The organism is Exiguobacterium sp. TDN 0502, from assembly GCF_050846835.1.
Lineage (GTDB): Bacteria > Bacillota > Bacilli > Exiguobacteriales > Exiguobacteriaceae > Exiguobacterium_A.
In genome coordinates this window covers 1-25,523 of record NZ_JBOZGJ010000005.1, presented here as the reverse complement: position 1 = coordinate 25,523, position 25,523 = coordinate 1, and the positions used below count along the sequence as shown (strand labels likewise).

Annotated in this window: 36 protein-coding genes and 2 pseudogenes; 13 read left to right on the top strand and 25 right to left on the bottom strand. The window is 47.2% G+C overall.

Going from position 1 to position 25,523, the window contains the following annotated elements; genetic code table 11:
• Positions 1 to 78 precede the first annotated feature (78 nt).
• From ACRPK8_RS07135 to ACRPK8_RS07080, 12 genes and pseudogenes are all read right to left on the bottom strand, one after another.
• The gene (locus tag ACRPK8_RS07135; RefSeq protein ID WP_432237582.1) at positions 79 to 549 is read right to left on the bottom strand and encodes a hypothetical protein; all 471 of its coding nucleotides are present in this window, start codon (positions 547 to 549) and stop codon (positions 79 to 81) included.
• A 33-nt stretch (positions 550 to 582) separates the two neighbouring features.
• Positions 583 to 900: a hypothetical protein gene (locus tag ACRPK8_RS07130; RefSeq protein ID WP_432237581.1), complete on the bottom strand. Its 318-nt coding sequence runs from the start codon at positions 898 to 900 to the stop codon at positions 583 to 585.
• Between the two features lie 30 nt (positions 901 to 930).
• Entirely contained in the window at positions 931 to 2,340 is a 1,410-nt protein-coding gene (locus tag ACRPK8_RS07125; RefSeq protein ID WP_432237739.1) for an ABC transporter permease, read from the bottom strand.
• Positions 2,338 to 2,976: pseudogene (locus ACRPK8_RS07120) on the bottom strand (ABC transporter permease); the annotation flags it as partial. The pseudogene ACRPK8_RS07120 and the gene ACRPK8_RS07125, both read right to left, overlap by 3 nt.
• Positions 2,977 to 3,009: 33 nt before the next feature.
• Positions 3,010 to 3,375 (bottom strand): hypothetical protein, encoded by a 366-nt coding sequence (locus ACRPK8_RS07115; RefSeq protein WP_432237580.1) that lies wholly within the window; start codon positions 3,373 to 3,375, stop codon positions 3,010 to 3,012.
• Positions 3,372 to 4,121 (bottom strand): ABC transporter ATP-binding protein, encoded by a 750-nt coding sequence (locus ACRPK8_RS07110; RefSeq protein WP_432237579.1) that lies wholly within the window; start codon positions 4,119 to 4,121, stop codon positions 3,372 to 3,374. The genes ACRPK8_RS07115 and ACRPK8_RS07110 overlap by 4 nt, the downstream gene beginning before the upstream one ends.
• A gap of 91 nt (positions 4,122 to 4,212) precedes the next feature.
• The gene (locus ACRPK8_RS07105; protein WP_432237578.1) at positions 4,213 to 4,635 is read right to left on the bottom strand and encodes a cytidine deaminase; all 423 of its coding nucleotides are present in this window, start codon (positions 4,633 to 4,635) and stop codon (positions 4,213 to 4,215) included.
• Positions 4,636 to 4,645: 10 nt separating this feature from the next.
• Positions 4,646 to 5,416 (bottom strand): ABC transporter permease, encoded by a 771-nt coding sequence (locus ACRPK8_RS07100; RefSeq protein ID WP_050677271.1) that lies wholly within the window; start codon positions 5,414 to 5,416, stop codon positions 4,646 to 4,648.
• Complete coding sequence (locus tag ACRPK8_RS07095; RefSeq protein ID WP_432237577.1) at positions 5,413 to 6,114, bottom strand: ABC transporter ATP-binding protein; 702 nt, start codon at positions 6,112 to 6,114, stop codon at positions 5,413 to 5,415. Before ACRPK8_RS07095 ends, ACRPK8_RS07100 begins: the two co-directional genes overlap by 4 nt.
• A 96-nt stretch (positions 6,115 to 6,210) precedes the next feature.
• Positions 6,211 to 6,651 (bottom strand): NUDIX domain-containing protein, encoded by a 441-nt coding sequence (locus tag ACRPK8_RS07090; RefSeq protein WP_432237576.1) that lies wholly within the window; start codon positions 6,649 to 6,651, stop codon positions 6,211 to 6,213.
• Positions 6,652 to 6,690: 39 nt separating this feature from the next.
• On the bottom strand, positions 6,691 to 8,319 hold the full coding sequence (locus ACRPK8_RS07085) for a M3 family metallopeptidase (RefSeq protein ID WP_432237575.1): 1,629 nt from the start codon (positions 8,317 to 8,319) through the stop codon (positions 6,691 to 6,693).
• A 113-nt stretch (positions 8,320 to 8,432) separates the two neighbouring features.
• Complete coding sequence (locus ACRPK8_RS07080; protein ID WP_432237574.1) at positions 8,433 to 8,582, bottom strand: hypothetical protein; 150 nt, start codon at positions 8,580 to 8,582, stop codon at positions 8,433 to 8,435.
• A 100-nt stretch (positions 8,583 to 8,682) separates the two neighbouring features.
• Between ACRPK8_RS07080 and ACRPK8_RS07075 the strand changes: the two genes are divergently transcribed.
• From ACRPK8_RS07075 to ACRPK8_RS07065, 3 genes and pseudogenes are all read left to right on the top strand, one after another.
• Entirely contained in the window at positions 8,683 to 8,865 is a 183-nt protein-coding gene (locus ACRPK8_RS07075; protein WP_432237573.1) for a Fe3+ hydroxamate ABC transporter substrate-binding protein, read from the top strand.
• Positions 8,866 to 8,871: 6 nt separating this feature from the next.
• Positions 8,872 to 9,747 (top strand): annotated as a pseudogene (locus tag ACRPK8_RS07070) (NAD-dependent epimerase/dehydratase family protein).
• The gene (locus tag ACRPK8_RS07065) at positions 9,744 to 10,109 is read left to right on the top strand and encodes an NUDIX hydrolase (RefSeq protein WP_432237572.1); all 366 of its coding nucleotides are present in this window, start codon (positions 9,744 to 9,746) and stop codon (positions 10,107 to 10,109) included. The pseudogene ACRPK8_RS07070 and the gene ACRPK8_RS07065 overlap by 4 nt, the downstream one beginning before the upstream one ends.
• Positions 10,110 to 10,208: 99 nt before the next feature.
• On the opposite strand, the gene ACRPK8_RS07060 is transcribed toward ACRPK8_RS07065, so the two are convergent.
• Both ACRPK8_RS07060 and ACRPK8_RS07055 read right to left on the bottom strand, forming a co-directional pair.
• Entirely contained in the window at positions 10,209 to 11,153 is a 945-nt protein-coding gene (locus tag ACRPK8_RS07060) for a phosphotransferase (RefSeq protein ID WP_432237571.1), read from the bottom strand.
• 19 nt (positions 11,154 to 11,172) lie between these two features.
• Positions 11,173 to 12,474, bottom strand: coding sequence for an APC family permease (locus ACRPK8_RS07055; protein WP_432237570.1), 1,302 nt, complete (start codon positions 12,472 to 12,474; stop codon positions 11,173 to 11,175).
• 145 nt (positions 12,475 to 12,619) lie between these two features.
• On the opposite strand from ACRPK8_RS07055, the gene ACRPK8_RS07050 reads away from it, so the two are divergent.
• The 3 genes from ACRPK8_RS07050 to ACRPK8_RS07040 all read left to right on the top strand — a co-directional run bounded on the left by ACRPK8_RS07050 (position 12,620) and on the right by ACRPK8_RS07040 (position 13,823).
• The gene (locus ACRPK8_RS07050) at positions 12,620 to 13,018 is read left to right on the top strand and encodes a VOC family protein (RefSeq protein WP_432237569.1); all 399 of its coding nucleotides are present in this window, start codon (positions 12,620 to 12,622) and stop codon (positions 13,016 to 13,018) included.
• Between the two features lie 122 nt (positions 13,019 to 13,140).
• A complete protein-coding gene (locus ACRPK8_RS07045) occupies positions 13,141 to 13,482 on the top strand; it encodes a PadR family transcriptional regulator (protein WP_432237738.1) in 342 nt (113 codons plus the stop codon).
• A 29-nt stretch (positions 13,483 to 13,511) separates the two neighbouring features.
• Positions 13,512 to 13,823: a DUF1048 domain-containing protein gene (locus ACRPK8_RS07040; RefSeq protein WP_432237568.1), complete on the top strand. Its 312-nt coding sequence runs from the start codon at positions 13,512 to 13,514 to the stop codon at positions 13,821 to 13,823.
• A 50-nt stretch (positions 13,824 to 13,873) separates the two neighbouring features.
• Here the strand turns inward: ACRPK8_RS07040 and ACRPK8_RS07035 are convergent, their stop codons facing one another.
• The 4 genes from ACRPK8_RS07035 to ACRPK8_RS07020 all read right to left on the bottom strand — a co-directional run bounded on the left by ACRPK8_RS07035 (position 13,874) and on the right by ACRPK8_RS07020 (position 15,069).
• Positions 13,874 to 14,152 carry a hypothetical protein gene (locus tag ACRPK8_RS07035; RefSeq protein WP_432237567.1) on the bottom strand — a complete coding sequence of 93 codons (279 nt, stop codon included), beginning with the start codon at positions 14,150 to 14,152 and terminating at the stop codon, positions 13,874 to 13,876.
• A gap of 71 nt (positions 14,153 to 14,223) precedes the next feature.
• Entirely contained in the window at positions 14,224 to 14,439 is a 216-nt protein-coding gene (locus tag ACRPK8_RS07030) for a helix-turn-helix transcriptional regulator (protein WP_432237566.1), read from the bottom strand.
• A 56-nt stretch (positions 14,440 to 14,495) separates the two neighbouring features.
• Positions 14,496 to 14,684, bottom strand: coding sequence for a hypothetical protein (locus ACRPK8_RS07025; protein WP_432237565.1), 189 nt, complete (start codon positions 14,682 to 14,684; stop codon positions 14,496 to 14,498).
• Positions 14,665 to 15,069, bottom strand: a complete 405-nt coding sequence (locus tag ACRPK8_RS07020; protein ID WP_432237564.1) for a MarR family winged helix-turn-helix transcriptional regulator — start codon at positions 15,067 to 15,069, stop codon at positions 14,665 to 14,667. The genes ACRPK8_RS07025 and ACRPK8_RS07020 overlap by 20 nt, the downstream gene beginning before the upstream one ends.
• 84 nt (positions 15,070 to 15,153) lie before the next feature.
• On the opposite strand from ACRPK8_RS07020, the gene ACRPK8_RS07015 reads away from it, so the two are divergent.
• Together ACRPK8_RS07015 and ACRPK8_RS07010 are read left to right on the top strand one after the other, a co-directional pair.
• A complete protein-coding gene (locus tag ACRPK8_RS07015) occupies positions 15,154 to 15,501 on the top strand; it encodes a hypothetical protein (protein ID WP_432237563.1) in 348 nt (115 codons plus the stop codon).
• Between the two features lie 12 nt (positions 15,502 to 15,513).
• Positions 15,514 to 16,281, top strand: a complete 768-nt coding sequence (locus ACRPK8_RS07010; protein WP_432237562.1) for a nucleotidyltransferase domain-containing protein — start codon at positions 15,514 to 15,516, stop codon at positions 16,279 to 16,281.
• Here the strand turns inward: ACRPK8_RS07010 and ACRPK8_RS07005 are convergent.
• Positions 16,270 to 16,980 (bottom strand): SAM-dependent methyltransferase, encoded by a 711-nt coding sequence (locus ACRPK8_RS07005; protein WP_432237561.1) that lies wholly within the window; start codon positions 16,978 to 16,980, stop codon positions 16,270 to 16,272. The genes ACRPK8_RS07010 and ACRPK8_RS07005 overlap by 12 nt on opposite strands.
• A 183-nt stretch (positions 16,981 to 17,163) precedes the next feature.
• On the opposite strand from ACRPK8_RS07005, the gene ACRPK8_RS07000 reads away from it, so the two are divergent.
• Positions 17,164 to 17,796, top strand: a complete 633-nt coding sequence (locus ACRPK8_RS07000; RefSeq protein ID WP_432237560.1) for a homing endonuclease associated repeat-containing protein — start codon at positions 17,164 to 17,166, stop codon at positions 17,794 to 17,796.
• A gap of 50 nt (positions 17,797 to 17,846) precedes the next feature.
• Here ACRPK8_RS07000 and ACRPK8_RS06995 read toward each other — a convergent pair whose 3' ends face one another.
• Genes ACRPK8_RS06995 through ACRPK8_RS06985 form a run of 3 tightly spaced genes read right to left on the bottom strand, consistent with a single transcriptional unit; the run spans position 17,847 to position 19,119 of the window.
• The gene (locus ACRPK8_RS06995) at positions 17,847 to 18,260 is read right to left on the bottom strand and encodes a DUF4362 domain-containing protein (protein ID WP_432237559.1); all 414 of its coding nucleotides are present in this window, start codon (positions 18,258 to 18,260) and stop codon (positions 17,847 to 17,849) included.
• A gap of 15 nt (positions 18,261 to 18,275) precedes the next feature.
• Positions 18,276 to 18,782 (bottom strand): SRPBCC family protein, encoded by a 507-nt coding sequence (locus ACRPK8_RS06990; protein WP_432237558.1) that lies wholly within the window; start codon positions 18,780 to 18,782, stop codon positions 18,276 to 18,278.
• Positions 18,754 to 19,119, bottom strand: a complete 366-nt coding sequence (locus ACRPK8_RS06985) for an ArsR/SmtB family transcription factor (RefSeq protein ID WP_432237557.1) — start codon at positions 19,117 to 19,119, stop codon at positions 18,754 to 18,756. Before ACRPK8_RS06985 ends, ACRPK8_RS06990 begins: the two co-directional genes overlap by 29 nt.
• 137 nt (positions 19,120 to 19,256) lie before the next feature.
• Between ACRPK8_RS06985 and ACRPK8_RS06980 the strand changes: the two genes are divergently transcribed.
• Positions 19,257 to 20,111 (top strand): LysR family transcriptional regulator, encoded by an 855-nt coding sequence (locus tag ACRPK8_RS06980; RefSeq protein ID WP_432237556.1) that lies wholly within the window; start codon positions 19,257 to 19,259, stop codon positions 20,109 to 20,111.
• On the opposite strand, the gene ACRPK8_RS06975 is transcribed toward ACRPK8_RS06980, so the two are convergent.
• Complete coding sequence (locus ACRPK8_RS06975; RefSeq protein WP_432237555.1) at positions 20,099 to 20,443, bottom strand: hypothetical protein; 345 nt, start codon at positions 20,441 to 20,443, stop codon at positions 20,099 to 20,101. The genes ACRPK8_RS06980 and ACRPK8_RS06975 overlap by 13 nt on opposite strands.
• 26 nt (positions 20,444 to 20,469) lie before the next feature.
• Positions 20,470 to 20,727 carry a hypothetical protein gene (locus tag ACRPK8_RS06970; protein WP_432237554.1) on the bottom strand — a complete coding sequence of 86 codons (258 nt, stop codon included), beginning with the start codon at positions 20,725 to 20,727 and terminating at the stop codon, positions 20,470 to 20,472.
• Between the two features lie 118 nt (positions 20,728 to 20,845).
• Between ACRPK8_RS06970 and ACRPK8_RS06965 the strand changes: the two genes are divergently transcribed.
• Together ACRPK8_RS06965 and ACRPK8_RS06960 are read left to right on the top strand one after the other, a co-directional pair.
• Positions 20,846 to 21,613 (top strand): SDR family NAD(P)-dependent oxidoreductase, encoded by a 768-nt coding sequence (locus ACRPK8_RS06965; RefSeq protein WP_432237553.1) that lies wholly within the window; start codon positions 20,846 to 20,848, stop codon positions 21,611 to 21,613.
• A gap of 153 nt (positions 21,614 to 21,766) precedes the next feature.
• Complete coding sequence (locus tag ACRPK8_RS06960; RefSeq protein ID WP_432237552.1) at positions 21,767 to 22,483, top strand: SDR family NAD(P)-dependent oxidoreductase; 717 nt, start codon at positions 21,767 to 21,769, stop codon at positions 22,481 to 22,483.
• A gap of 37 nt (positions 22,484 to 22,520) precedes the next feature.
• Here ACRPK8_RS06960 and ACRPK8_RS06955 read toward each other — a convergent pair whose 3' ends face one another.
• The gene (locus ACRPK8_RS06955) at positions 22,521 to 23,768 is read right to left on the bottom strand and encodes a polysaccharide deacetylase family protein (RefSeq protein WP_432237551.1); all 1,248 of its coding nucleotides are present in this window, start codon (positions 23,766 to 23,768) and stop codon (positions 22,521 to 22,523) included.
• Between the two features lie 194 nt (positions 23,769 to 23,962).
• Here ACRPK8_RS06955 and ACRPK8_RS06950 point away from each other — a divergent pair, with 194 nt between their 5' ends.
• Positions 23,963 to 25,378, top strand: a complete 1,416-nt coding sequence (locus ACRPK8_RS06950; protein WP_432237550.1) for an NAD-dependent succinate-semialdehyde dehydrogenase — start codon at positions 23,963 to 23,965, stop codon at positions 25,376 to 25,378.
• Positions 25,379 to 25,523: the final 145 nt, after the last annotated feature.

The window sequence follows — 25,523 nt, the reverse complement described above, 5'->3', positions numbered from 1 at the left end:
TTCCATCATACGGTAGGCAGATGGTTGACGCGACAGGAATGCTCAAAAAGGAGCCGATCGGTTGACCGGCTCCTTGATTCAAATCTTTTTCCACGACTTCGGATACGTCCGCAACTCCTTCTTCGTCGGATGTTCGGCATCGAGCCGCTTTCCATTGCGTTCAAGTAACGTATCGGATAGTAGCAACCCGATCGCGAGGACGACGTAGACGGCAAAACTGAGGAAAAACGGTAAATCGAATACGATGAGCACCGGGAAGAATACTCCCATTAAGATGACGAAAAAGAAATCCGTCACGTACTGCCATTGAATGATCTTCTTCATCCGTGGTTCTTCTGTCAACGCCATATCCCGTTCGACTTCTTGCGAGTGAATCCGCGCAATCCAGACCAATGCCACAAACAACAAAAACAGTGGCCAATACACGTCCCGATTGGCGACGACTAACAGGATGCTGACGCCGTACAGCAAGGAGCTATACAGCCGTGGTTTGACGAGTTGACGTTTTTCCTCCTGAATATAGGCAACGCGTTCCGCTTTTGACTTCAAATAAATTCCCCCAAACGGATGTAACATACGTACTTAATTCGGTCGAACGATCCGTGACCGTCCGATATATTCCACTTTATTCCGGAAGACACGATACATCCGGTATTCTCCCGTTGGCGCAGATTTCAGCTGGACGGCAATCTGGTGACGCCGTGATTTTGACGATTCCGACGCTACGAAATACGGTTTGACCGAAGTGATATTATCGCGTCCGAACTGCTTCGTCACGTGTCGAACGACTTGTATTTCAACGATTTGTTCATAGGTCGCATCGCGTTCATCCGAAATCATCCACCAGCCGACACTGCTGATCAACAGTAGTAATAAAATCGCCCCGATCGTTTTTCGCATCCCGATCCCCCCCGGTTCACTTGCCCTTACTTACTGTTTCAATTCGTGAACGAGGTTTTCCTGCTTCCGTCGGGTGACGAACCAAGCGATGCCGACGACTAGTACTACTAAACCGGCAATGGTTCCGGCAATCGTCGGTACATTGAAATAGAATGATCCTGTATCATCAATTCGTGTCACGAAGAAGGTCGTCCCGACACCACTGATCAGTCCGAAGATGACACCGCTCCCAATGAACAAAAGCATTTGAACAAGTGTCAGCTGTCGGAGCTCGTTTCGTTTCAATGCAATCGTCCGTAGCAAGGCATACTCGCCTCGTTTCCCGCTGACGAAGCTGAGTAAGGCGTTCGCAAGTCCGAACCAGACCGAACCACTTATGACGACGAGCGCAATCAAGAAGACGAACCAGCGCTCCGTCGTTTGTTGCTCCGCATCGCGAAGCGCGTTAGATAGTCGATTCACTTGCAATGTCGGATAACTTTCTGTGATCTCTGATAATGTTGTGGTCACTTGCGCCTTCTTTAACTCAGACGGGACGTCGATGTAGACATTCAAGATATGATCGTTCGCTTGTCGCAGCTGCTCGTTCCGCCAATCCACGAGGACGTCGGATGCTATCTTCTTTTCAATTCCAACGATTCGGAATTGACCGACCGAAACGCTTCGTTCTTGTTCCCCGTCCCATCGCCCGAGCGGCAACATATCGCCTTTTTCGAGACTGTGTGTTTTAGCGAAGGTCCGTGAGACGATGATTCCTTCTGTGTCACTCGTCTGTTCTCCTTCTAAGACGTCAAGACGTCGATAGTCCGTCACTTCGTATTCGATCGAGACATCTTCTTGCGGCGACTTATATTCGAAGGAATTTCGAGACGACAGGAAGGTCGCTTTGGCGCCAGGTAGTTCCGTTTCAATCCGTCGAATCAATTGCAGCGGGTTCCCTTTTGTTCCCTCATCCAAGCGACTCTTTAAGACGACTTCTGTCGGATATTGGCTGATGATGTACTTCCGTTCGTTTTGTTGTACTGTCTCAAGGAACGTCGAGCCGATGACGACGATGATGATCAACACTTGAACGATCAGCATCAACCAGGCATTTTTCCGTAGTTGTGGCAACACGCCCCGGAAGGCGACGAAACTCGTCGGTCCCACTAACCGTCGAACGATTGGTTCCGTTCGATGAAGCATCCCCTGCAAGAGAAGGGGTGTTGCAAGATGCATCGACAGTAAAAAGGCAACGGTCGCACCGAGCCAAGCCATCGCCCGCGCTCCGTCCGTGCTTGCAATCACTTCAGCAAATAAGATCAAGCTGACAGTCAACCCACTACTAGCGAGGACAAGCCGTTTTCGTTGCGTCGGTCGTGACGCTGATTTCAGATTGTCTCGCAAGACGTGGAGTGGTAACACATCCCGTTTTCGGTAAGCAGTACTCGCGAGCAACATCAATATTAACAAGGCACTGCCGAATGTGACGAGCCCTAAGAAAGCACGATGTTCGAGTAAGAGTGAGACGATCATCTTTCCCTCAGTCGGCCAGACAAGTTGACCAAGTAACGGTAAGCAAATTCCTCCTAATATCGCGAGCATCGTCCCCGCAAATACGATCAAGCCGGACTGAACGAGGAACAACTGAAACAGTTGCCGTGTCGTCGCCCCAAGTGTCCGAATGATGGCAAATTGGACGGTATGCTTGCGTAAGTATAAATCGAAGTTTGCGATTAAGATCAAACCGGAAACGACCAAAATCAATAAGGACAAGATCCCGATGTAACCGTTCAGTGCCGGTGAGAGTGCTTGTCCTTCCGCAAGCTCAACGCGGAGCTTTGGATTCGATTGGACGAGTCTATCGGCATAGCGTACGACATCCGTCCCTTCTTTCAGATCGAGCAAGATCGCTTTACTTTCACTTGTGTGATGCTTCTGCAGATCAGCATATGACAGCAGGACTTGATCTTGCGTGTTTCCTGATGTTTTGGTGTCCGGTAGAATTTCGCGAATCTGATACGTCTCTTCTCCGACACGCAGCGTTTGCCCGACAGTACGGTCAAGCGCCGTCGCGAGTCGAGCCGACAGGATTGCTTCTCCGCGGTTTAAATCGTTTGTGAAATGGTATCAACTTTTCGTTAACGTATCCGACTGAATACCGATCGTTTCGACGTCGGCCATCGTTTGACCAGAAATTCGCGCCGTCGTCTGTAAGATTGGCTCTGCGCGTAAGAGATTTTTATCCTTTTGGAGTTGCTCAAGCAAGGTCTGGTCCGTTCGCTCGTCTTCAGGTGAATATTTGATTGTCAGATCGACTTGACCGTATGTCAGCTGTCGATCCGTTTCGATTGTTGCTTGATGATGTAACAAAAAGATCACCATCGTTAAGACGAGACCGATTGAAATCATGACACTTCCGATTGACGTCACTAAAATCATCGGACTTTTACGATACAGTCGATGCGCGAGTCGAAAGAGATGTTGTCGTTTCATACAGCCCCCACGAACTGCTCGTATGTCTCTAAAATTGGTGCCACGTCTCCGGTCGACAGCTGATCAGCGACGATCTGACCGTCATGGAAGTAAAGTACCCGCTTCGCATGAGCGGCTACTGTCGCATCATGCGTCACGAGCAGGATACTCGTCTGTTGTTCGCGATTGAGTTCTTGCAACAACTGCATGATTTCAGCAGATGTCTTAAAATCGAGGTTTCCCGTCGGTTCATCAGCTAAGATGATCGGCGGTCGACTGATCAAGGCACGGGCAATCGCGACGCGCTGTTGTTGTCCACCCGATAACTCTTGCGGTCGATGATTTTTCCACTTCGTCAGTCCGACACGGTTGAGCCAAGTTTCAACCTCTTGATGGATCGTTTGATCATCCATTCCTTTCAGCATCAACGGTAAAGCGATATTCTCATGGACCGTCAAGTCATCGAGTAAATGAAACGACTGAAAGATGAATCCGATGTGCTGCTGTCGGTATAGCGTCGCTGCAGGTTCAGCAAAAATGTCCCGTTGCCGTGTCCCCTTTAGCGTCAACGTTCCACCGGTTGGTGCGTCAAGCGCGCCTAAAATATTCAATAAGGTACTTTTTCCGGAGCCACTCGTACCCATGATGGCGATGAAGCCACCTGCTTCTAACGTGAAAGAGACTTGTTTTAGCGCTTCAATCGTCTCTGTCCCTCGTGTATAGGTTTTTGTTAATCGTTCGACTTCTAATAAAGCTGACACGTACATCCCTCCTTTATTATCCAACATCTATCATACCCAATATAAGGATTATTTAGAAGTAAATGAAAACCCTCATCGAATGATGAGGGGTTTCATTTTACTGTCTGACATATTTTAATGGAATCAAGTCCGCAATCCGGACTTTTGTCAATTGTTCGTCCAGATTCAAAAGGACAAATGCGTCTGGTGCATAATCAGAAATCAGTTCGCGACACATGCCGCACGGACTGACGACACGAATCGTCCGGTCCGTCTCGTCCGAATAGGGATGTCGCACGGCAACAATCGTCTCAAAATCCGTTAATCCATCCGTGATGGCGGAACCGATCGTGATGGCTTCCGCGCAAACTGTTACACGTCCGATATAGGCTTCGACATGAACGCCGGTTTTTGTTGCGCCATCTGTTGTCCGTAACGCAGCTGCGACGTGATGTTTGTCGTCAGCATAGCGGTTTTGAATCGTTTCGGTTGCTAGTTCGACCAGTTGCAGGTCGGCTTCTGTAATGGGATAGGTTTGCATCTCATACTCCTTATGTGTCTTTTTTCTTATAGGTCAAACCGATGAATTGTGCTTTTTCGTTAAATAGTCGGCGGTAGGATAAAAAACCGACGAGGACCGATGCCATCGCTGCCGTCGTTAAGATCAGGAATAGAATCAATAGTTGATAGAGGACGGCTTCCATCGGATCCGCGCCACCGATGATCAAACCACTCATCATCCCGGGTAGTTGAACGAGTCCCATCGTTTTTTGCGCTTCAATCGTTGGAATCATACTCGTCCGGATTGCTCCTTTTAAGCTTGTATCAATTGCGGTCTTCGCATCCCCACCGAGTGAAAGAATCAGTTCGATGACCTCGTCACTCCGTTCGACCTCGTCCTTGAACTTATTGAGAAACAATAAAGACAAGATCATACAGTTTCCGATGACCATCCCGCTGATTGGAATGACTTGCTGGGCTTCGAACGGAATGATCTGTAATCCGAGCAAAATGCCCATCGTCAATGCTTCGACAGCAATCAGTGTGAACAAGATGATCCATTGAATACCAGGAATCCCGTCCCCTTTACGGATGACGTTCAGTGTCGCTGCACCAATCATCAACAGAATCATCAGTAACATGAAAATTGGACTACCGCTTTCAAAGACGAACGTCAGAATATAACCGATGATCAACAGTTGTACAATCGATCGAACGGTTGCGATGATGATGTCCTTTTCTAAACCAAGCCGTAACGTCCGCGCTAAAACGAGGGGAATCAGAATGAAGATCAGCGATGTCGCCAGTTGAAGGTAACTCATTCCGATTCCCCCTTTAAGAACGCTTGTGTCTCTGCTTGACCACTTGAAACAAGCTCTTTAAAGGCACCATACTCAATCAATCGCCCGTCCTTTAAAAACCAGACGTCGTCGCTGACCCGCTTCGCTTGCTCCAAGTCATGGGTAATCCAAATGATCGTCGTCTGCAACTCCTGCTGTAGGTCGAGGATTAATTTCTCAATCTCCTGCACCATCCGGTAATCAAGGCTTGCCGTGATTTCGTCGAGCAACAAAACATCCGGTCGATTGACGAGTGTCCGCGCAATACCGAGTCGACTTCGTTCCCCACCCGATAAGTCTTTGACCGGGCGATCGAGTTCGACGGATAGTTCGACTTGTTGCAGTAACTTTTCCGCTTCTTCGCGAGGTAACGATTCTCCGAAGATTGATTTTGGTAAATTAATATTGTCGTAGACGGTACCGGGAATCATCGGCGCACTTTGAAACGCCATTCCGATTCGTTTGCGGACATCGAGCAGATTCATTTGCTCGAGTGGTTCGCCTCGAAAACAAATTTCGCCGGTATCCGGTGAGATAAGTCCATTGATGTGTTTCAATGTCGTGGATTTTCCGGCACCACTCGGTCCGACAAGTGTCGTGATGACACCTTCGCGGAACTCACCGGTTATTTCGTGTAAGATGTGTTGATAGCTGACTTCGTGAAACGTAAGAATCGACATACTGTGTGTTCACCTGACTTTCTAAGAATTTCGGGTAATGCTCCTGTAGTGTTGTACCCGAAATCGAGTCGCTTTAGTACGTCAGGGAACACTTGATTACGTATGAACGATTTCTCCGGCAAAATCATAGGGGACCGTTCGACCGAAAAAGAGCGATTCTTTTGATGTTTCCGGCAGATTGAGATGTTTGAACGCTTCCTCACGGTCCATCCAGACGAGTCCAGAGATTTCTTCCGGGACATTCGTTTTTAACTGCCCTGTCGTAATCTCACCCGCGAAGAAGAAAAACAGACAATGTTCGCCCGCTTGCGGAAAAAATGCTTCCGCCACATGAACGATATCCCCTGGAATGATGGTAAATCCTGTCTCTTCTAGTACTTCACGCGTGATTGCCGTATGTAACGTTTCGTCGTGTTCAACCGTCCCGCCTGGAAGTGTATAATAATCACCGTGATCGCCACGATTCTCGACCATCAATAATCGATTGCCAGCTGCATTGAATAATGTCGCATAAACAATGTTTTTTCGTGTGTTCATGTTCATCCTCCTGTCGTTTTGTACATCTGTCGCTCCAGATTAAGGCTTTTTCTTTTTAACATCTCCGTCGTCTGATTGCTCCAATTCTTTTGTCCAAACTTCGATGTGACCTTCTAAGAATGTCAGCAATTCCTTCATTCCCACATCACTTGGTAAGAAGGACACACCCGCTCTCGCATAAACCTCTTGAATCGAATGGGTTTGACTAAGCGCTAAAGCTGCAAGGAAGTCCTTTATCGTTTCGTCAGGATCTTTCGTAAAACGGTGATACAACTCAAGAGCAGCAAGCTGCGCTATCGCATATTCAATGTAATAGAACGGCGTCTCAAACATATGAATGACACTCATCCATTCGAGTCCTTTCCAATCAGGCGTTTCCGACCAATCGATGACGTCCGTATCATACGTCTCCCGGAGACGCGCAAAAGAAGCTTGTCGTTCTTCCGGCAGATGGTCCGGGTGCGCATAAAGCCAGGACTGGAAACGATCAACGATGATCGTTTGTGGCAAAAACTCCACTATGGAACGAATTTGTTCGAGTTTCGCTCGGGCAACGTCTTTTCGATCTGGAATCACTTGATGCCACTCGTTCATCGTCAACAGTTCAAGCGACATGGCGGCGAATTCGCCGACTTCGAGCGGAATCGGTTGAAGCCCATCATACGTCTCTTTCATCGTATCATGATGGACGGCATGCCCCATCTCGTGCATGAAGATGACGAGATCATCGAACGTCTGCATGCGGTTCATGAACAAGAACGATTGTCGTTCAACGGGTAAATACTCGCAAAAGCCACCGCCGGCTTTATTCGACCAGGCCCCGATATCGAGATGATTCGCTTGGCGCATCTCTTTTAGGAGATCAGCAAAAGACGGATGAACATTCTCGAGAATCGCTTGTGCCTTATCTAAGAATGAAGAGTCAGAACCGGTCAAGTGATGATCAATCTGCGTATAGGCTGATTGCCGGACGTCCCACGGATGGAGCGCCTGTTTGCCAAGAAACGTTTGTTGCTCGAGCTGAAATTGCTGTTTAATCGGCAGAAAATATGTTTGAATGATGCTAGCGTAATGATCGACGTCGTTGCTTGTGTAATCGATACGACCAAGCTCCGCAAAAGCCAATGCTTCGTATCCCGTCTGATGACTTGCAGAAGCACGCGCTTGTCGCAAGTCGACAAGTTGCGAAAATAATCGTTGAATGACAGATTCATTCGTCCGGAACGCTTCCTCAATCGATAAGAATGCTTGTTTCCGTGTCGGCTCATCCGCGTCAAATAAAGCAGCATAAAGATCTGAAACTGGCTCTCCCGACTTTGTCAGCATCGTTGCCTCAATCCGGAGATAGTCTTGGATGAGACGTGCTTCCTCTTCCGTCACACCCGTCGCTCTAAGTGACTGTTTCCAGCGTGCTCGCGTTCGGAGCGGGACGTCGTCGCGCGATAGGAAATCCAGTTTGACCGAACGTCTTAACGTATCGAGTTTGTCTGATAGTTGCTGACGCCCTTTTTCGTATGTAGTAGTCGCGTCCGAGTCTGTCACGTCCTGGAGATACGTGATTTTTTGTTTGAGCAGCAATTCTTCTAATTCGAGAATCAAATGAATCCGACTCTTCACGTCCTGAACGTACAAGATATTGTCTGTCGGTAGTTGAGATTTCATTAACATCGTCCACATCTCCTTTCACCTTATTCTAGTATACATTTTATTCCATACTTATCATTGATTTATCACTAAAAAGGAGCATCCGGTCAATCGACCGGACGCTCCTTGACATGCCTTCAAACATCACGATGATTTTGTTGCTGATGGACGTCTTGCTGGTTCAGTGTATACTCCTGATCGTCGAGCGAACGATGTTTCGACTGACTGCGTGCTGAAATGAACCAGACGACTCCACCGACGACGAGAAAAATAGCAATGAAGATCATAGACATCCTCCTGTAGATTCCTTTTTTACTTTATTCTTCCAACACCCTTAATTTTCCTTTACGATAAGGTAGAAGATAAAAATATTTAGGGGGCGATAGGATGTTTGGCAAAGAACCGACATGCATGCATTGTGGCAAAACGATCGAAGGAAACGAGAAAGTTTACATTCAGATGCGTTATCCGAAACATCGCGGGATGACGGAAGTAAAAGCTTACTTAAAAAGCGAAGGTCGTTTCATTTGTGAGAAATGTTTCGCTGAAAAAACGGAGTTAAAGGAGTAAGCATTCATGAACTTAAACGAGAGTACGATTTTGATTACAGGAATGACCGGGACGCTTGGCTCACGTGTCGCGCGTCGCGTCCTAAACGAAGCGCGTGAAGTTCGAGGACTCTATCGTTCTCAGGAACAAGCGAATCAGGATTCATCAAATGACGTGATTCCAGTCATCGGTGAGCTCGGTAGTCCGGCTTCGCTCCTTGCAGCACTACAAGGCGTTGATCTGTTGATTCACTGTGCTGCCTATCTTGGAGATGATGCCGACTTAGCACACGAAGCAAACGTCATAGGTGTGAAACATCTCGCCGATGCTGCGACAAAAACTGGTGTCAAGCGCATCATCCATATCTAGACGACTTCCGTTTACGGGGAAGTGGTGCGTGGACACTTTACGGAAACATCACCGTTACCAGCATCAAAACATGTCTACATCCACACGAAGCAAGAATCAGAGCGACTGTTACGAGAGCATACGCCGCAGTCTGATTTGATCATCCTACGCCCAGGATCGATTTGTGCCGAGGAACGATCCTACTGGGGGGATCGACAAGTCGAGCGGATGAAAGAAGCAGATGTGATTACCTGGGTGCATCCGGACGATGTAGTCCCGTGGGTACATACGGATAATCTAGTCGAAATGATCATGATCGCCGCAAAAAATGCGCATAATGGGGACATCTTTAATGCGATCGATATCAATCTGCCAGAAGCAGACTTTCGCATGAAATTGATTGCAGCGAGTGGGAAGCCTTTTCAAGCACCCGACCGTCCGGCAGAACGAGCTACTTTCTCGAATGATCAGATCAAGCAACTGGGATACACGCCATTACGCACGCCGCGAGAGACGATTGAACAGCTGATTCATTCCTTTACAGTACAATCATGATCTCACAAGCGATCATATTAGTGGACGGATACGTATTGATGGTGCGGCAATATATCGAACGCGGTGACATCGTCTGGAATTTTCCAGGCGGAAAAATCGAGTCTGGTGAAACCCCTCAACAAGCATGTATTCGGGAAGTGTTCGAAGAAACAGGATATACTGTTCATCCGGATCGACTACTTTTTAATGACGAACGAAAATATACCTTCCTCGTAACAATAAAATGTGGGTTTCTTGAAGTCAATCACTCGCTTGAGGAGAACGCAGACATTCTCGAGGTTGCTTGGATCCCACTTACGCGATCTGACCTGTTCGATGGATACACTTCTCCACTTCTTAATCTTGCATTAAATACGAATTGACCAGATTATTTTTATGAAAAGGAGCACTGAATCCATCGACTCAGTACTCCTTGTTCATGTTTTCTCTTGTATCCATTCGTACCATGTTTCCCGATCATGTCACTTTAGTTCTGCAAGTGTTTGAATGACTTGCTCCGTCCCGAGCGTTTGTTCCGCTTCAGGTATACCATGTTTTCCGAGTGAACGATCCAGATTAAATGTTAGCCAGTCCAGCTTCCCTTGGACGCTGCTATCAATGACGTATATCCAGTCAACGACAGGCAAAGATTGCTCTGTTTGATAGCCGTAAAGAAAGGCAGAAAATCGATCACGATCAAACGCATCATTTCCAAGATTCGACCAATAGCAGGCGGTCTCAAATAAATCGACGGCGCGATGAATCAACCCTGCCGACTCCCAGTCGATTAAGACCGGGCCGTTCGTTGTCCATAGAACATTTTTCGGATCCAGATCACGATGACTGACGACGTGCTCGTTTCCCAATTTTTTAAGCGAACGGCAGAGATTCTCTTCCATCATTCGTAATCGTCGCTCATCCGTTTGCAACTGTTCCAACCACAGGAGATTGTGAATCCGCCCCTGCCGGATATAAGCAGTCCAGTCAACCTTGTCATATGAAGTGGACGGTTTTTTGAAATGTGACTTATCCAGTGATAACTGATGCAATGCTGCTAACACGTTCCCGATTGTTTCAGCATGAGCCGGTTGTATTTCTTCAGGTGCTAAGGTGTTTCCTACGATCCATGGAAAAAGCAGATAATACGTGCCTTCCATTTGATAAAGTGGACCGTTGTTGCGAAGTGCCGGTAGTGCAGGAATTTCCTCTGCCGCAGCATGTGCCACATCCTCGGCATACTGGAAATTGAGGTATGCATCCGCCCGTTTCATGATGTGCTGGTTCAGACGTTTTACGGCATAACGTCCAGTATCCGTCGAAAAGGTAAACAATTCGTGCATCAACCCTCCCGAAACCTGCCGGACATCCTGTCGGTAAGTTCCGATTTGAAAAGCCTGGCACAGCGTATTCATTTGTTCATTATTCACTGTTCATCGTTCACTCCTATCAGCTCGATTCATCCGTCTGGTCCGTATGTGTAATAAAGTAAAATTCGCCGATGAAAATCACGACGATACTTACAAGGGAAACCACCAAAATCAATGGATCCGTCGTCCCTTTCAAGTAGAGGAATGCCAGTAACACGATACTGTCAAAGATGATGGCTAGCGTCACGACCCAGACGCGGACGTGCAGCTTTTTCCGCAAATGTTTTAAGACACCGACATGAATGATGATATCCATGACCAAATATAAAATAGCGCCCATCGAGGCGATTCGCGAGAGATCGAAAAAGACGGTCAAAAGCATTGCCAAAACGATCGTATACACCAGCGTGTGCTTTTGCACCGACCCCGGCATCCCGAAATGACGATGCGGAATCATATGCATATCCGTCAACATCGCAAGCATGCGAGAAACCGCAAAAACACTTGCGATGATTCCGGAAATCGTTGCCAAAATCGCAATTGATACCGTAAACCAGACTCCTTTATCTCCAAGTAGCGGACGAGCGGCTTCCGCCAACACGTAATCTTTTGCTTGAATGATTTGATCGAGCGATAATGTCGATAAAACCGCGAAGGCGAGCAGGAGATAGACAATCAGACTGATCACGATCGAGAGCATGATCGCCACGCCGACATTTCGTTTCGGATTTTTGATTTCGGAGCCGCTGTTCGTAATGGTCGTAAACCCTTTGAAAGAAAGAATCGTTAACGCGACAGCCGCTACGTAATTAGTAATCGGACCCTCTGCCGTTACTTTCGGACCGTCCAGCTCAAATCCGCCAATCGATAGGATCAGGATTCCGAACAAGACGAGTGCTCCGATTTTTAGTGCTGACGTGATTAATGAAAACGTCTGGATGAACGAATTCCCTGAGATGTTGACGATGAATGCTCCGACCAGTAATACAACGCCGAGTGCGGGAATCCAAAAATTCGATTGTTGCCCGGGAACGAGCTGTAACAAATACGTCCCGAATGTCCGGGCGACGAGACTTTGATTGATGATCATCGAAATCGCCATCAGAAGTGCTGCAGCGGCAGCAATCGTTCCCTTACCATAGGCTTTGACAAGAAACATGCCGATGCCTCCAGCAGAGGGAAAGGCATTACTCAACTTAATATAGGAATAAGAACTGAATCCGGTAACGATACCTCCGATAATAAAAATGTACGGTAACCAAGATCCCGAAAGATTTGCAACCTGACCAAGCAAGGCAAAGATACCGGCACTGATCATGACACTGGTCCCAAGACCGACTGCACCTCTCAGGCTGATGCTGTCCTTTTTGTAATCTGCCAAAACCGTTCCTCCTCTAGTTACTTCAGTAAGTTAGATAACGTTTCCCTAACGTTCGGAGGATATAACCTTTTTTTAAAATTCAGCTCTATTCCGTTATACTAATAACGTCGATTTCTATCACGAATCTAAGAGAAGAGGAACTGCCATGAAACAAATTCATCATATCTGCATTCAGACGACGGATTACGTCGCATCTAAACAATTTTATGAACAACTCGGGTTCTCGCTCGTACAAGAATCGCCAGGTTTTCATGACCGTGCCTTTAACAGCTGGTTACGTCTCGGTGACTTCTATATCGAATTGCAAACACCCAAATCGGGTCAGCCGTTCACCGATTATACGAAACAAGCAGCGGGTCCTGTTCATTTCGCCCTTTATGTGGACGACTTGCAAGAGGAAGTAACACGCTTGGAACGACTCGGGATGCCTTTCCTACCGAAACACGGCGGAAACATCTACTTCGTCGTCGATGGTCATCTCAGCAAATTAAAAGCACCCGAAGGAACAATCATCGAATTACGGGATACGTTTGCGATCTCTTAATTTCGTTTCAACCGCCCATAATAAGGCGGTTTTTATATTGTCCAAACCAGTACTTCGTGTTACTATATAGTGGTAGTCATTAATACTAAGTAGATGATTTATTAAGTATCGAGGTGAATAATTTGGAAAATATCACAGAATTGCTCAAAGGTATACTTGAAGGATGTGTACTTGAGATCATCAGCCGCGGTGAAACTTATGGTTATGAAATCACTCAACAGTTACGTCAACTCGGATTCTCAGATGTCGTGGAAGGTACAGTCTATACAATCACGATGCGCTTAGAAAAGCAGCAGCTCGTTCATATCGAAAAAAAAGCATCAACAATAGGACCTCCTCGAAAATTTTATAAGCTAAACGAAGCAGGACACGATCGTTTACGTATCTTTTGGGAAAAATGGGCGTTCGTATCTGACAAAATGCAAGAACTGCAGCAGTTAAAACAAGAAGGGAGTACGACATGATGAGAATATTCGAGCGGATCACCGGGAGTATGGAAGCTAAACGAGAATGGCGGTCGATGGAGCAGCGGGCTAAATCTCTTCCTCCTCGCTACTATGAGGCTTATCAAGCGATTCAACGCTATTTAAATGTCACGGGTGGACTAACGAGTTGGCAAAGTAGTCATCGTGTACTGACCGTCGTCCTCGAGTTGATGGAACAAGCCGCCTTCGAGCAAAAACCAGTGACAGATTTCACTGGAGAGGATGTTGCTGCGTTTTGTGATGAGTTAGTGAAGGACGAGCAGTCTTGGCAAACATCGTACCGTCATAAATTGAATGAAACCATTCGTCAGAATTCATGATGACGTATGGAGTAAGGGGATGTGTCAGACACATTCCTTTTTTGTATTCATCAAATCCGTCGATTGACAAATATTAATACGATTGGAAAGAACAGGATTTGCCCTCCTAATGCTAGCAACAGAGCAAATTGAATGTCTTTTATGATCGACAGATTAACGAGTACCAAAATCAAGTAAAGATAACCAATACTAATTAAATAGGCGATATGTCCACTACGTATTTTGACCTCGTTTTGCCGCTCATCATACGGTTGGTTCGGTGAGAAACTCACCGCCGTGATGCGTGAGGCAATACCTGCTAAAATCAGAACGATACCAATTGTTTTCATTTCTGGGATCTCCATCGTCATATATATCCCCATTCCAATTAAAGCAAGATCCAACAATATATTAAATCGCTTCATGCTGTTCCCTCCTCATTCACTCGATTCGGTATAAAGATCTCTTCAATTCGCCGTTCAAACAGATCAGCTAGTGAAAACGCGAGGTCGAGTGACGGATTATACCGCTCTTTTTCGATGGAAATGACCGTCTGACGCGACACGTTCAATCGTTTTGCCAGTTCGCCTTGCGACCAACCTCGTTCTTCGCGCATCTCTTTGACCTTATTTTTCATGATTTCACCTCGTAGTCCCACTATATGTAAATAACACACTACCTGTCAAGTTTCCTTTACACACTCTTCATACGTTCCCACATGATAAAATGATCGTCACTCCCGACCTGAATCAATCCCGCTTTTTCGAGCACTCGGATCGATGCTTGATTTGTCGACTCCATCATTGCGAGTACTGCAGTCACTTCGGTAACAAGACCGATGACTAATGCGCTCGAAAACACCTTAACGAGAAAAGCAATCATCTGCCGCCTCCCGCAATAAGCGAAATGCCTGTTCAATCGCCTGTTGGTCTGTTTTTGACATCGTAGCAAGCACTTGATTTAACCGTTCAGGATCAAGTTCCGTATGACGCCGAACGATTGTATCTCCCTCGTTTGTTAAACCGATCGTTACTTGACGTTGATCTTCCGGATTCCGTTTTTTTTCGATATAACCTAATTTCTCCAACTTTTTGACGTGCTCGGACGTCGTATTATGTGAGAGGCGAAATGCCTCGGCAATCTGCTTAATCGTCGGATTCGTCGTAAATTGAATGTGTTGCAAAATACGTACACTCTGGTGAGATAGGTTTTCCTCGAATCGTGGATGTAGTTGATAATAGATTTTTGCAAAGTCAGATAAAATCATTATGCTCCTCCTTATATCGTATAAAACGAATATGTCGTAAATTACGATATATCAATAGAGAAAGAGGTGTATTTCGTGAAAAAGATGTCAGCGACTATAGGCTTAGTTGCGCTTTGCCTCAGCGGATGCCAACCGGAAACCACGACTTCGACGACGGACCTGATCGCGGCAGAAGCCATTGAACAAGATCAGGACGTCATCCGCTTGAACGACCGCGTTTACCGAATAGATCAGTCTGTAACCATCTCTCAACTTTCCTTAACTCCTGGACCACATATCAAAAAAATGCTGTCGGATAAGACGCTCAAGGACGGCATGGCAACTCGTCTTAAGAGCGGTACCGTCATCAATCAAGAAAAAGATGATACGATGTTTCTATATGTGCAGCGATACAATAAATGGTACCGCTATCAATCGATCCCTGAAGGATAAGGAGGAACTTAGATGAACTATCCAACAACACGTGGAACAAAAAAGGGCTATATCGATAACCCGACATCCTTCGAGATTATCTCCGTTAGATATCTTGCCGTGATTCAAGACGTCGTCGCCTATGTACAATCCCTATCTGCGTTCCATGGAGTGTACTTGTATGGAAGCGTCGCAAAAGGAACAGCGCGTCCCTTTGCATCCGATCTCGATTTTACACTGATTTTGACAGAACCGTTAACGGAAGAAGAACACGATCAGCTAGATGAACGGACAGAAGACTGGTTGACGGACTATCCATTCGTCACCAAAATCGATTATGACATCGGTCTGCTTGACAACGTCATACGGGATGACGAAGTACTTCGCTGGGGTGTCTGGTTGAAATCCGTCAACTTGTTTTTGGCAGGTGAAAATCTCCAAAGTCGATTTCCGTTCTTTCGTCCGACACGCGCTCTTGGCTTCGCATTAAACAGTGGGCTATCCGAGCAGTTGAGGTCTGATCTATCACGTCTAGAGAAGGGGCAAGTCACCCAGCTTGATTCGGATTCAATCGTGAAGCGAATCGTTCGGAGTGTCTATCATCTCGTCTTAGAGGACGATCTGAGCTTCGTCCACGATCTAGAGACGCTACGTTCGATCTTGCTTCATTATTTTCCTGACGAACCGCGTTTTTTGTCACTGTTCGCCGCTTACGATTCGCAACAGATCGTTTCGCAAGAGGACGTCCGCTACTTTCTAGACTGGTTTACGTCTCGGATGCCGGACGAATCAATCCTTTAATCGAAATAATCCTGTCCACAGTCCAGCATGCCCAAATAATACATCTGGATTGTCGACGGGTTTCATTTCCGTTAATTCGATGACGTCGAACGCATCAAATATGGTGCGTAATCGCTCTTTCGTATAACCGAGCCCGCCTTGGAGACTGTTCTCTTGATAAACTTCCCAGTCCGTCAATGTTGACCCGCCAAGCGGACCACCGGCGACAAAACAGGTCAATCCGAAATATCCACCCGGTCGTAACATCTCTTTTAGGCGCGTTACGTACGTCAAACGTCGATGGGGCGCCATATGGTGGAAACAGCCTGAATCATAGATGAAGTCATATGTATCCTGTTCCGTCGTTGCTAAAAAATCTTGCTTTCGAAACGCGACCTCTTGTCCTGAGCGTTGTGTTTGTTCCGTTGCCCATTCTAACGCGGTTGTTGAGAGATCCAGTCCTGTCACCGAGAAACCATGCCTTGCGAGGTAGATTGCATTTCGCCCAGGACCTGTTCCAAGATCTAGGGCATCCCCCGGGGTAATCCAGCCCTGCTCAACATAACGGACTAAATTCTCATCCGGAACATTCTTGAAAAAAGGAACGGATTTTGTTCGATCTTCATAAAACTTGTCCCAAAACGGTTCTGGTTCACGCAGTTGCGCATCGAGCATCTTTAAAATATCTTCCATCGTATCAATCGTCTGTGTTTCTGTCATTGATCAGTTCCCCCTCTTTTCTTCTATAATATTGTATTCGCTTTCTCTCCCTGATTCTCCTGTATTTTCTAGATGAATATGCTCCGTTTTTCCTACCTTACGATATTGTTAGTATGTTCTCGAAATCGCTCATGCTACACTAGCCTTTAATTGAACCAACCATTCAAAAGGGAGATATCTTGCATGCGTCAACATCCGACTTCCACTTCTACCTTAGCAACGGATGAGAAGATCATCCGCTTGATTCAAGGTCTTCATCAAATGCACCATTCACCTATGAAAGCTACCCACTATCAAAAGTTAGCGGCACAACTACCTTATCCGTCACTTGAAGAAATCAATGCTCGATTCGGCTCCTGGACACAGCTGTTGGAACGTGCAGGAATCATTGATGCTACCCGTCTTTCCTCAAAAGAACAGCTGGTCTTAAACCGTCCTGCACCTGTCAAACGAGCCAATCGATGGACTATTGAAGAGAGCGTCGCTTTTTATGTCGCTCAAAAAGGAACGAACATGACGATTCGCTCCTATACAGAGCTGCGTGACCTACATACTGAGATGATGAGTGCCAATACGATCATCCGCCGATTCGGTACGTGGAAAAATGCCTTAACGCACTTCCACCTCACCTCAAACGGTATCTTTTCTGACCAAGACTGCCTAGAAGCACTCAAACAAGCTGCAGAAACACATGGACCGCTACTGACGAGTCAGCAGTATGCTAAGTGGGCACGTGCCCATCATGCTCCTTCACTGACGTTGTTAATCGAACGGTTTTCGAGTTGGCGCGAAGCGTTGCGTCGTCTTGATTTGTAAAAAAAGGATCGTGCCCGCTGATCATTTCAACAGGACACGATCCTTTTTGATTATGGTGTTGGCAACCGTAGCAGTTCATGATCTGTTCCTTCAGTGCATTTTCGTAACGTATAGACCGACTGTTCCTTCTCGCTTGTCTTGACGAGTCTCTTACAGATTTCGTTTTTACGATCATCGTCTGTCGTACCGAACGGATCACGTGATGAATCGGACGTATACTGATACGATTTGCCATCATATTTAACGTCATACAACACCGGATCTCCTTCAGTCGTAAATGCCGTGATACGAATCTGATCTGATTCACCTTGTTTCGTCTTCTTTAAAAAAGACTCGAATCGGTCGCTGTTCTCAACACCCTTCTGGACGATGATGTCGCCATTCTCCTTTGCCTCTTCCATCGTATATTTTCCGCAACCTACGAGGAATAGGATACATAAAGCTAAACCGATTTTCCGCGCCAAAACATCGACTCCTTCTTACTGTTTCGTCAATAGGTGATCTAGGCGATACAGTTGCGACGTAAAACCTTCCTTCATTCCCATGCCAAGCACTTCTTGCAGGGCTGCTTCCGTTTCGTAAGTCGATTCAAAAACGATCAAGGTCGTTTCTCCACGGTCAATGAATGTCGTGACATTTTCGCTACCTGGTAAATGCTCAGAGATGGTACCTGACGCGTCGGAGAAGTAATCGGCATGACTATAGGTGTTCGGGGCATCGATATGTCTGAAAATTGCTTTCCCCCATGATTCCATGCCATAAAAATCACCTTGCGCCGGATCGACACACCGCATGCAATAATGCCAAACGCCATCCGGTTTAAACTCGAACGTCTTGATTGTCGTCTCCCAGCCTTCCGGTCCCCACCAGGCTTCGAGCTGCTCTTTTTCCGTGAATGCGGCAAAGACGCTACCTCGTGGCGCCTCACACGTCCATTCCATTCGTAGCGTCTTCCCATCAATCGAAGTCTTCAATTCCTTTTTCATTCGTCCCGTCTCCCTTCACGTTCGACTGAATCTTCTTTAAATGTGCGTCTAGACGATGCATACGGGCTTCCATTTGCGCAAGCGAGTTACTCCACGTGACGAGCTCTTGAAATGCTTCCGGACGAAGACTGTACAAGCGACGATTCGCCTGCCGTTCGACAGTGATTAGTTCTGCGTCAAGCAACAGCTTCAAATGCTTCGAGGTTTGCGGTTGGCGTAACTGTAGTTGTTCAGCCAACTCATTGACGGAGCGAGGACCGTTTCGTAATGCTTCAATGAGTTGTAGTCGTGTTGCGTCTCCGAGTGCTGAAAATCGTGCGGACATCCGCTCGTTCATATCCGTTCACCTTTTTGCTTTATATATTCCCAATTAAGAATATTCTAAACGAGGAATATTTGATAATGCAAATTGATTGTCAGAGTCGCTAAAATGACGTACGTTCTAGAGAACCTGTATGAAAAGAGCGTGAACCAATGAAGACCGAATGGATGGAAGCATTTCTCGTCACCGCGGAGACCGGAAGCCTGACGAGAGCAAGTGAAGTACTGCATATGACGCAACCGGCGTTAAGTAAACAAATCAAGAGTCTTGAGAGTGCACTCGAAGTCTCGCTGTTGCACCGATCAGCACATGGTGTCACGTTGACGCCTGCAGGCGAAATCGTCTTTGAAGAGAGTCGTGAACTGCTTGATCGGATTGATCAAATGAAACGACGGATTGGTACGATCGACGAACGGACGACCTTGACGCTCGGATCATGGCCAAGCGTCGCGATGACGTATTTACCGCGTCACGTCTCACGTCACGCAACGGCACCAGACCTCAAGTTGAAGACAGCGCATACGACGATTGATTTGATGCAAGGTCTTGAAGAACGCCGATACGATGCCGTCTTACTCGACGATCGACATCATGTCCATCCGTATCATACGACACATTTGTATACGGAGAACTTTTTACTTTACGTGCATCAAGACGATGAACGATTCACGAGTTGTACGTCTGTAGCGTTTGATCAAATTCGAGATGCCTCTTTCCTATCGCTTCCGATTGATTGCGATTCGACGAACATCCTAAAGGACGCGTTCATCGAGCGAGGTGCTGTCTATCAAGCAGAAAACGAGATGGAATTCGGATCAAGCGTCCTCGGTTTCATCCGCGCAGGACTCGGTATCGCTCTATTGCCGGAGATTTTCCAAGACGGACTATCCCCTGAAATCAAGACGTTACCGGTCGATGGGTTTGATGTCGTCCGCGAATTGTCACTCGTCTCACGAGACGCTTCCCACCATGCGATTCTGCTTGATTTACTCGGTCAGTCGCGTTGAAGATGCACTTGTAGTTCATGTCTTAGATGTTCGACCTGATCTTGTGAAATCGCCGAATCTGGTGTCTCACCGTACCGGACGAGATGATAGATTGATGGATCGAGCGTGACATCAATCCGCTGTAACCATTCGCCGACCGTCTCTTCGGAGCGGCGGCGTTTTTGTCGTGTCAGTTGCCGATCGAACGTTTGTAACAGACGGCGAATCTCTGACTCAGACTCTTCGCCGACAAGCGTTTGTTTCATCGAACGCTTTGGAGTAAACAGCGGCGGCGGCTCCATTAAATCGTCGGTTACGATCTCTCGTTTGCGTCGTTTTCGCCAACGCTTCAAGAAGTATCGTACGCTGAAGAGGACGATCAGTAGTATGACAAGAGCGACGACGCCGTAAAAGGTGCAACTCCTAATACATCCTTATCCGCAAATCCCCCGCTTTGAATGTCCATCTTTTGTTTGGTCGGTTCCCCTTCCTCTTTTCCTCCACCTTCAACTGTAAACCGGGCTTGATAAGTTGCCGGATCATAAAAGAAATAGCGGTAAACTTCCGTACCGACCAATTGAATAGCAACAAGACTCACGAGTGCTATACATAATGTCACAACTAAACCACGTTTCATCCCATCCCTCCTTTTCAATATTTTACCATCTCCACTCCATCTCGGAATGATTTTTCTTTCTTTTCAGTTAATTTTTTATTAGAGTAAGGGGTGACTCTCAATAAAAGGACGTGACATCATGTATCTTCCAAGTTTTTCGTTAACCGATCAGACATTTCTCATCACAGGGGCTGGTCGTGGTATTGGACGTGCGCTCGCCATCGGGATGGCAGAAGCTGGTGCCGACATCATCCTCGTCGCCCGAACGGAACGAGATTTGCAGGAGACGGCACAACAAATCAAACGACTCGGTCGAACAGCATACATATTCCCGTGTGATATCACTGACCGGAAACAGGTCGTCGAGACGGTGGCTCGGGCTTATGAATTAGTGCCGCAGATCGACGGGCTCGTCAACAACGCCGGAATGAACATCCGCTCGAAGGCACTTGACGTAACGGAAGACGAGTGGGAAACGATTCAACAGACCAATCTGAAATCCGCTTTCTTTTTCGCTCAAGAAGTCGGGAAACGGATGCAGGAGACAGGTGGAAGTATTCTGAACATCGCCTCCGTCGCGGGACACGTCGCCTTACGGACCGGTGTCGTATACGCGACGACAAAAGCGGCAATGATTCAGATGACAAAAGTACTGGCGCTTGAATGGGGAGCCCAAAACATTCGGGTCAATGCGATCGGACCGTGGTATTTTAAAACACCGCTGACGGAACCCTTACTGAAAGACCCGGCATACTTACAGGATATCGTTGACGTGACACCACTCGGTCGGGTCGGTGAATTAGAAGAACTCGTTGGTCCAGCTGTCTTCTTATCATCTGCCGCTGCCCGCTACGTGACGGGGCAAACACTTTATGTTGATGGCGGGATGACGATCAAAGGGTTTTAAAACAGAAGAAGACGGATGCGCATCTGCCCATCCGTCTTCTCGTATTTGAAAGGAGTTCCATCATGCCGTATTCGAAACGGATTGCCCTTGTCGCTGGTGCCTCCCGTGGCGCTGGACGTGGCTTCGCCTATGCTTTAGGTAGGTGACGCCGGAATGATTGTCTACGTCACGGGACGGAGTACGAACGAACAGACAACGGATCATCGAAGCGAGACGATCGAAGAGACGGCTGCCGGTGTCACGGCTCGCGGCGGACTTGGCATCCCGGTCGCTTGTGACCATACGAGTCTTGACGATATCGATCGTCTGATTCAGCAAATCCAGCACCGACATGGTCGAATCGACCTTCTCGTCAATTGTGTGTTCGGTGGTTCAGAAAGCCACTTACCGTCTGGAACCGGTCGACGGTTTTGGGAGCGACCACCGGAACATTGGGACGCGATGATGTCCGCCGGACCGAAAGCGTACGTGTGGACAATCCGCGCTGCGATGCCGTTACTACTACAGAGTCCAGCTGCACTCGTCGTCAATCTGACGTCATTCACTCCAGATCAAGTAGCCGGGAATCTCTATTACGATCTAGCAATGCAAACGATTAATCGGATGACACACGTCATGGCAAGTGAGTTAGCTCAAACGACCATCTCCGTTATCGCGCTCTGCCCCGGTTTTATGCGGACGGAACGAGTCGTTGACGCCGGTTTCGCGAGTGCTGCGACCGAATCAACGACCTATATCGGACGCGCTGTCACAGCGCTGATCGCAGATGACGAAGTGAGCCGTTATTCCGGGCAAGCGGTCTTCGTCGCAAATCTTGCGATGACCTATCACTTTACGGATCAAGACGGAACGCAACCGTTACCGTTTTAATTACTTTACTCGATGGATTCAACTAGTTTTCAATCATTCACTTACGTTCCGGTCGTGCTGGATCAAAGACCTCTTTCGCATCAAAGAACGGATCGAGTACATCCGTCTTTCCGGCAACGGCTTGACGTAAACGAATCCCATCCACGTTGATCCGGGCTTGGCGGAAGTAGTCGGGACCAACTTGTTTCCACGCATGTTGACTTGCATCAACATTGAAGAAATAACGGAAACCACTATCGATGAGCAAACGATATTTCTCACCCGAATAATCGTGCCAATCCCCGACGTCACTGCCGTACGGATAAATCAGTTGCGTTGTTTTTCCAATCAATGGTTCTACGTCCTGTTTATAGCGTTTTAAATCGGCACGGATCGTAGGAACTGACTCTTTTCCGACCCAAATATGTCCGTACGTATGACTCGCGAACTGCCAGCCGTCCTTGTTTAATGCGACGGCGGTCTGCGTCGCTTGTTTTCGTGCCGTTTCGACCTTTTCATTGTGCCCATATTGGTTGTAAGAAGAACGATACCCAAGCACTCCGTTATAGCCTGTGATGCCGAGCAATCCTTTTGCTCCTTTATAGGAAAAGTCAGGATGCGACTGGACGAACGCATCAACGATTGGGACGAGATCATAGGCACCATCCGGTTTTCCGACCATCGTATTGACGATTTTGCCATCCTTCACTTTTAAATTCTTCGCAAATCCATCCCCTTCCATGTATTCGTAATAATTGACGTCATCCTGCGACAGCACGAGTGGCTGTTTTCCTTTCGGTAAACGAATCGGTGTCTCGACAATCTTTCCGTTCGCTACTTTTGCTAAATCCGTCGGTCGGACGAGTACGTAATCGTTTTTATACAATGCATCCAAAATTCGTTCGAACTCCTGTTGTGTCACCATATAATCGTCGTATCCTGCTTCCTTTCGGTCGCCATCAAACGCTTGTTTTGGATCAGCAATCAATGAATGGAAAAAGAGATGCGGCACAGGTTTTGCCACAGGCAGAAGTGTCTGCTTTTTCTGTTCGTATTCTTCCGTTTTCAGATTCGTCTCTTTTGTACGGACTGGTTTTAACACCTTGATCGCCCGGTCATAATCGTACTGGGCAGCGTAACGCTCGGCACGCTGTATCGTCTTTTCTATGTATGCCTGTTGCGAGGCTTGCCTTTTTTGCTGTGTCTCGCGTGGTTTTTCAGACTTCTTTTCGACGACTTCTTTCTCCCCACATCCACTTAGCAGTAGGCTCAGCGTCACACCGCCAATGATCCAGTTCCTTTTCATTTCTTTCGACCCCTTTATCAATTTTGACATTTTGATTCCCCATTTATTTTAACTATTCCCGATTGTTCAGTCGATTAACTACTTTGTTAAGTCATTCCGTTTCGTTATGACTGTCCATCCAAAGCGGAACTTCCGCTCACTCATCTTGAGGTGTTTAATAGGGAGCGTAATGAAATTCACGGAGGTGCAACAAGATGATTGAAAAGAACTTAATTAATGGTGAATGGTATGACACAACAGAAACGATTCCGGTCTATGACCCAGCAACAAAAACGTTACTCGGACATGTTCCAGCCAGTTCAGCGGAAGACGCACAACGTTCCGTTGACGCAGCGAGCGAGGCATTCGTGAAATGGTCAAACGAAACAGCAGATACACGAGCGAACCTGGTTGACGCGTGGTACCGCTTGATCAACGAACACCGCGAGGAACTTGCCCGCATCATGACGACGGAACAAGGGAAACCGTACGTCGAAGCACTCGGCGAAGTCGATTACGGCAATCAATACGTCCGTTGGTACGCTGAAGAAGCACGCCGGATTTACGGTGAAACGATTCCGGCTTCTGTTCCAGGGAAACGACTCTTCGTCGAAAAAGAACCAGTCGGTGTCGTCGCAGCGATCACACCATGGAACTTCCCGGCAGCGATGATCACACGTAAACTTGCACCGGCTCTTGCAGCGGGTTGTACGATCGTCCTTAAACCGTCGGAAGAGACACCGTTTACGGCACTTCGCCTCGTTGAATTAGCAGAAGAAGCAGGTATCCCTAAAGGTGTCATCAACGTCTTAACAGGTGACGCAGCAACAATCAGTGGTGTTTGGCAAGCCGATTCCCGTGTCCGCAAAATCACGTTCACAGGTTCAACAGCCGTCGGGAAACTGATCATGCGTCAAGCAGCCGATACGATGAAAAAACTATCACTTGAACTCGGTGGTCATGCACCATTCATCGTCACGGAAAATGCGGATCTCGACAAAGCCGTTGAAGGTGCGATGCGCTCGAAATTCCGCAACGGTGGTCAAGCCTGCGTCGCGACGAACCGTTTCTACGTGCAAGCATCGGTCCTCGATGCATTCACGGAAAAATTCACAGCAGCCGTCAAAGAACTGCAAGTCGGTAACGGGATGGATGCTGACTCGACAGTTGGTCCATTGATCAATGCGAAAGCCGTCGCAAAAGTTAAAGCACACATCGATGACGCTGTCGCAAAAGGGGCAACGATCCTGACTGGTGGTACGATTGACGAATCTGTCGGCTACTTCGTCACTCCAACCGTTCTTGCGAATGTCACTGAAGACATGCTCTGCATGCAGGAAGAGACGTTTGGTCCGCTCGCACCAATCTCTGTCTTTGAGACGCTTGATGAAGTCATCGAACGGGCGAATAATACACCTTACGGACTTGCGGCTTACGCGTTTTCTGAACGTATCGATGAAGCATTGATGCTCGGAAAACGACTCGAATACGGGATCGTTGGGCTGAACGATGGCGCACCATCTGCTGCACAAGCTCCATTTGGTGGCTATAAAGAGAGTGGTCTTGGCCGTGAAGGTGGCGTCTACGGGATCGAAGATTATCTCGAAGTCAAATACTTGTCACTCGGTTAATCCATTAGACGATTTGTTTGAAGCAAACGATCGTCACCCCTAGGAAACCCCTCATTTCTAAAACGAAATGGGCTAACCTAAAATTTTGAGACAATATAAAACACCTTCGGAGTGGTACACTTTTAAAAAGTACTAACATCGGAGG